This window comes from Kluyvera genomosp. 2, from assembly GCF_036759865.1.
Classification (GTDB): domain Bacteria; phylum Pseudomonadota; class Gammaproteobacteria; order Enterobacterales; family Enterobacteriaceae; genus Kluyvera; species Kluyvera ascorbata_B.
In genome coordinates, this window is record NZ_JAPKIA010000032.1 from 10,230 (window position 1) to 15,293 (window position 5,064).

Genomic DNA, 5,064 nt, shown 5'->3' on the forward strand with positions numbered 1-5,064 from the left:
CAGGAGTGTGGGAAACAGGTCAACTTTGCAGACGTCCGGGACTGTGGGAAACAGGTCAACTCCGCGGACGGCCAGGACTGTGGGAAACAGGTCAACTCCGCGGACGGCCAGGACTGTGGAAAACAGGTCAACTTTACAGACATCCGGGACTGTGGGAAACAGGTCAACTACGCGGACAGCCGGGATTGCGGGAAACAGGTCAAGTTAGGCAAGCACTATGGGAAATACAGTAATTTTAGTATCCCCCCATATGTCAGCAACAAACTAAGGGGGAGGAAATAAAAAATACAGGCTATTGTTTTTTATCAAGAAAATTAAACAGCAAGCGACCATCTTCTTCAGTGGTATATGTTACCTTTAATGGCGTCTTCTCATTAATTTTCTTCAGAGCAGGTTCCAGGAAGGTACGCTTCATTTCAGCAATATTGTTTTTCTGCGAGGCAGGGAGCATAAACCTTTCACATAACCAGTCATGTGTGGTGATCCAGACACCAGTGCTCCGGAACTGACACAGGCTTTCATAAAGCCGGATGACACGAACACTATTAAGCTGGCCACAGTCATAGAGAGAATAGGTAGTGAACTGGGAGGTTAAGCCGACAAGGAATGGCATGACCTTGTAGTTAAATTCAATCTGCCAGGAACCCCGACCTCGCTTCATTCCTGCTTCAGCCAGCCACGGACGTTTAACTTCTTCAAACTCACCTTCTTTTGGATAAAAGGTAACCGTTGATTCGCCCAGAGCATTTACCCCAGCCTTCACATCACGACTGGCGACAGACGTAGCGACATTGAAGTATTTGACGTAATCGGAAACGCTGATTTTGAAGAGCGGCAATACGTCAGAGTCATCTTCCTGGTTGTCATTAAAATAGGCCTGCATGAGGCATAACCACAGCACACGTTTTGCCTGAAGAGGCAGGTAATATGCAGCTTCGGTCAATTCGTTAGATTGCTTTATACTGGCGCGTTTTTTAAACGTTTTAGTAGCTGGCAAGAGTGCTTGAGTATCCATTTCAATGCCTATGGGTAAATTTTTACCCACCCATAATGACAGTGAAAACAGAAATTGCAAGCTATCGCGATAGTTATCCACAGGAAAAATCTGCACTTTATCCACAAGTGGATAATTGAGAACTGAACTTGACCTCTTTCCCATAGCTTGTTGATGCGTATCCCATAGCTTGTTGACACAAAACCCACGGATACGTGATTAATTTCCCATATTATGTTTACCAGTTGCCCATACAGGCCCCCTCTCAGGCCGCACTGTACGCGGCTTTCAGGCTCCCTAAAAGGTGTAAAATATAGAAAAAGAATAAAAAAATACTTTATAAAAATATGCCCGTGGATAAGTGGATAACCCCGAGAGGGAGGTGATTTTTCAGGCATTTAGCGTAAGCAGAATTTATAAGTTTTGTTCCATGGTGCTTCCTCGCTCACTCGGGGCTTCGCCCTGTCGCTCGGCTGCGGCGAGCACTGCTGGCTCGATCATATCCGTGGGCGGAAGATACTCCTCCTCCCCGAGTCGCTCTCCAGAGCCCGCTACAGCGAGACAACCCGCACGAAGATTTCTATCGTCCCTGCAGACATATTCGAATCGTTTTTATTAACCCTGGCTCCCGTCGTGACAGAACACTACTTCCTGTAAAAGGGGGACTAAGGCCCCTGAGTCACACACCTAAAATTAATAATGCGGAGTTTTACGATGATGTCATTGCTAGAAACTTTCCTGACAGCTTCTCAGGGGGCAACAATCCTGTTCCTTGCCATGCTGATCTACTGGCAAAAGCGATAAATCCATGCGGGCTGGCCTTTGGCCAGCTTCGCTGTATAAGGGGAAAAATGCGGCATATCCAGACATTTCACTAGGCAACTTGAATTCAGATATCTATGCTTGGGATCCGGTCAACAGGAGGTAACAAGATGAAACTTGAAACTATACAGATAGATAATACCGTAAGGAGTGGTCTTAATTCTTTCACTGACGGGGTGATTATTCGTGATACAAAGGTATTGATCACGCTCAATCTCCCGGATGGACAGAAAACCACTATTGAGGGGGAATGGCGGCATATGTCGGACGCCAACAGGTTGTCAGAACGTATTACGATGCTTCAGCATGCGATCTATGAGCAGTATGAGGAATACAGAGCAGATATTCCCGTCAGCTGGTCCAGATAACTTCTGACAGACCTCACCGGCGAGCATGACGTTCGCCAGCATCATTCTCCTAAGTACTTAAATATTCCCTTTCAGCATGGCTACCGCATCCGCTTCGGGCATCTGAAACTGAACTCGATGCCGCGCAGCAACATCAAGTGCAAACACCTTCGTATAGACTTCCGTCGAGCTAATCGATTTGTGGCCCATCAAGCTCTGCAAAACCTTCAGTGGTATGCCGGCATACAGCATGTGCATCGCGTAGGAGTGACGGAACGTATGGGGGGTCACCGGTACTGAGAACGTCACCCCGTCGGCCGCTGCGGCTTCCACCGCTTCGCTAAGCCAGGTGCGGACGGTACGGTCTGTGATCTCCCAGATACGCGCCTTCTCCATTCTGCCGGTGCGTTTGTTTCGTCTTTCGAGGGGAATTTTCAGGGTGGCCACCATCATCTGCAGCTGGCTGACGTACTGGTGATCGGAGAGGGGCACCAGACGGTGGGCCTGACTGCCTGCTGGGGCACGGCCTGCTGTTCTGGCCGATTTCTCCGCTCGTTGTTTGAGCGTGGCCAACTGCACGAACGGATACGGTGGCGCCAGCGAAAAATCCCCCCGGGTCAGCGCCAGCGCCTCGTTGATACGTGCGCCGGTGTTCCAGAGGGTTGCCAGCAGCATCTTGCGGTGCAAATCGGGCACATAATGGAGCAGGGCGCTGACTTCCGGTGCCAGCAGGTATTTCGGTAGTTCATCTTGAACGAGCGCCATCTGGCGCAGGGCCAGCGCGGCGGGATAGTCAATGGCCACCGGCATTTGCGCCGGCTGCTGCGGGTGAGAATATGATAAGAGGCCGCTCATTGGTTTGACATTCCATCAGGTATCACTACTTGATTCCACTCCCTGTTGCGGGTAGCTTCAGCAGCGCGCAGGGCTCTTTCGCGTCTCCAGACTTTACGAAACACGGAAACTGCAGACCATTCATCATGACCTGTAAGACGTGTTTCGGGCATCCCGGTTGCCTTGCGCAGACGGACGGCAAGAATGACAGCGTTGATGCCCAAGCGCGTGAACTGATACTGCCGTTCCCTGAAATAGTCCTTATGCCAAGGAGGGTCGGAGTATTCGGCGGCATATGCAATTGCCCTGTGGGCCTCATCCTGGAGCACCGGCAGTTCACGGATGCGATACATAAGACGTGGCTCTAAAGTCCGCCAGTCACCGGAGACATCGATCAGATTCAGTTCAGGGTAATTCGTGACAGCTTTTCTCTCAGGCTGGGGGGCATCATCATCCTGGCCGTCATCCGTCACAACCCGGAAACAACCCTCAGCATACCGTTCAAGCATGAATACCAACTCGGTGGCAATGTAATGCAGTTCCTTTTTCATTTTATCTTCTGACGCCTGTCTCTCACGCTTAAGCGTGAAATAATGTGTCAGCCAGATGCCAGTGAGTGTTATACCCCCAGTAAGCAGGCCAGTGATAAGCCCGGTTGCCACGTTTCCCCAGATCCCCGCCCCTTGATTAATCAGCTGTACGGAAACCGGATGGGATGTCGCAGCAACTATACTCTCAGTTGCGGCCTGTATATCAGTCATTGATCATTTACCCCTTTATATTCCTGAGAAATCCCGCCCTCTGTCCGTAGTCAGCGGCCGGCAGCCAGCTCTTCAGCCAGTTTCACAAACCTTTTGTGCTCAGTCTGCAGGTAATGGCTGTAAATCCGGGCATCACGTTCTGTCAGTCCGGATGGATTGCCGGTGAAGTAACGTTGCAGCACCGCAATACAGTGATTGTAGGTATCGAGATCATATTCCCAGTTTCCCAGCTCACCGGCCGCATCCAGTTCCTGGCGAAACTGCTCGTATTTACGGAGCAGAATGCCAAGACCTAATTCTGTTGCAGCATAAAGATTATTTTCTCCTGGCGCGGAAATCGCATTACGGATTTTTTCAAAAGCATAACTGAAATCATTTCTCTCATTGAATGCAGTAAACATGTCCTTTCCTCAGTTGAATAGTTAGCCGTGCAATTTTACCACACCTCAATCATCGTCAGATGAGTGCCACTCTGTCGCGACAGTGACTTTCACGAGAGTGATTTTCACATACTAAAATAATAAGCAGCCATATAACCACGTAATTAAATTACCGGATGGCCATTCCGGCCAGATCCGACTTTTATGTTATTCCGCAGTTTCCGGAAGTGTACCACGGTCAGGAAGTAAGCGAAGCACTGTTTTCTGCTGCTGCGCGCCGGGTCACGGGGCAGGGGAGGGACACAACATCTAGCGTCATCGTCAGCCAGGAACACCGCTACATCTTGTGTTTCCGGGCCGCTGCGCGCCGGAGCCGTTCCGGCAGATCCGGAACAACATCTTTTCGGATCTCAGGAGAGGAAGAGAGAGATTATTGCAGGATAAGCACAAAAAAGAGTGAATTGTTGTGATGAGTGGATTATTGCTGTAAATATCGCAATTCAAATTAATTATTAACAACAAAGCAATTTAACAGCGACCCCATCCGGGGTCACCTTAATTTTGCTCAGCGATGTTCAAACCGCACCACTGGTGTATCGGTAATTTCCATCTCCATTTCCCAGAGCGTTTTCATCACACCTTCAAGTGGATCACCGTTGCTGCGGTAGAAAGTGTTAAAAAGGGTTCCATCCGGATACCTGAACAACCTGAGTTCACCAAAGGATTCAGCACTGACCATAAGTGAAAATTTCTGTTCGGAATTGAGGACAAGGTAAATAAGACAGTTATTGATCCTGAAGGGCAGAGAGCGGCTACCTCTGGCCGATACATCAACATGTATGCTAAGGAAGGTGCGAATAAGCAGATCATGTCTTCCCAAGCTGACTCGCTGATTAAAATTTCGCGGATCTGGGCCGATTTTTTTC

General features: G+C 49.3%; 6 protein-coding genes and 2 pseudogenes. 3 read left to right on the top strand and 5 right to left on the bottom strand.

From position 1 onward, the window contains the following. Window positions 1-282, top strand: a pseudogene (locus V6942_RS23010) (hypothetical protein); the annotation flags it as partial. Window positions 283-292: 10 nt separating this feature from the next. Here V6942_RS23010 and V6942_RS23015 read toward each other — a convergent pair. Continuing rightward, window positions 293-1,159: a replication initiation protein gene (locus V6942_RS23015; RefSeq protein ID WP_023302476.1), complete on the bottom strand. Its 867-nt coding sequence runs from the start codon at window positions 1,157-1,159 to the stop codon at window positions 293-295. 534 nt (window positions 1,160-1,693) lie between these two features. Between V6942_RS23015 and V6942_RS23020 the strand changes: the two genes are divergently transcribed. After that, complete coding sequence (locus V6942_RS23020; protein WP_064161358.1) at window positions 1,694-1,798, top strand: hypothetical protein; 105 nt, start codon at window positions 1,694-1,696, stop codon at window positions 1,796-1,798. Window positions 1,799-1,926: 128 nt separating this feature from the next. Continuing rightward, window positions 1,927-2,184, top strand: a complete 258-nt coding sequence (locus V6942_RS23025) for a hypothetical protein (protein WP_000764642.1) — start codon at window positions 1,927-1,929, stop codon at window positions 2,182-2,184. A gap of 57 nt (window positions 2,185-2,241) precedes the next feature. On the opposite strand, the gene V6942_RS23030 is transcribed toward V6942_RS23025, so the two are convergent. From V6942_RS23030 to V6942_RS23045, 4 genes and pseudogenes are all read right to left on the bottom strand, one after another. Continuing rightward, a complete protein-coding gene (locus tag V6942_RS23030; RefSeq protein ID WP_112002475.1) occupies window positions 2,242-3,018 on the bottom strand; it encodes a site-specific integrase in 777 nt (258 codons plus the stop codon). Then, window positions 3,015-3,758 carry a hypothetical protein gene (locus tag V6942_RS23035; protein ID WP_004098973.1) on the bottom strand — a complete coding sequence of 248 codons (744 nt, stop codon included), beginning with the start codon at window positions 3,756-3,758 and terminating at the stop codon, window positions 3,015-3,017. Before V6942_RS23035 ends, V6942_RS23030 begins: the two co-directional genes overlap by 4 nt. A 50-nt stretch (window positions 3,759-3,808) precedes the next feature. Further along, on the bottom strand, window positions 3,809-4,159 hold the full coding sequence (locus V6942_RS23040) for a hypothetical protein (RefSeq protein WP_000493378.1): 351 nt from the start codon (window positions 4,157-4,159) through the stop codon (window positions 3,809-3,811). Between the two features lie 544 nt (window positions 4,160-4,703). Next, window positions 4,704-5,064: pseudogene (locus V6942_RS23045) on the bottom strand (hypothetical protein); the annotation flags it as partial.

Excerpts from the sequence above, each read along its gene's own strand:
- V6942_RS23015 (WP_023302476.1), bottom strand. The coding sequence starts at position 1,159 with ATGGGAAAGAGGTCAAGTTCAGTTCTCAATTATCCACTTGTGGATAAA.
- V6942_RS23020 (WP_064161358.1), top strand. The coding sequence starts at position 1,694 with ATGCGGAGTTTTACGATGATGTCATTGCTAGAAACTTTCCTGACAGCT.
- V6942_RS23025 (WP_000764642.1), top strand. The coding sequence starts at position 1,927 with ATGAAACTTGAAACTATACAGATAGATAATACCGTAAGGAGTGGTCTT.
- V6942_RS23030 (WP_112002475.1), bottom strand. The coding sequence starts at position 3,018 with ATGAGCGGCCTCTTATCATATTCTCACCCGCAGCAGCCGGCGCAAATG.
- V6942_RS23035 (WP_004098973.1), bottom strand. The coding sequence starts at position 3,758 with ATGACTGATATACAGGCCGCAACTGAGAGTATAGTTGCTGCGACATCC.
- V6942_RS23040 (WP_000493378.1), bottom strand. The coding sequence starts at position 4,159 with ATGTTTACTGCATTCAATGAGAGAAATGATTTCAGTTATGCTTTTGAA.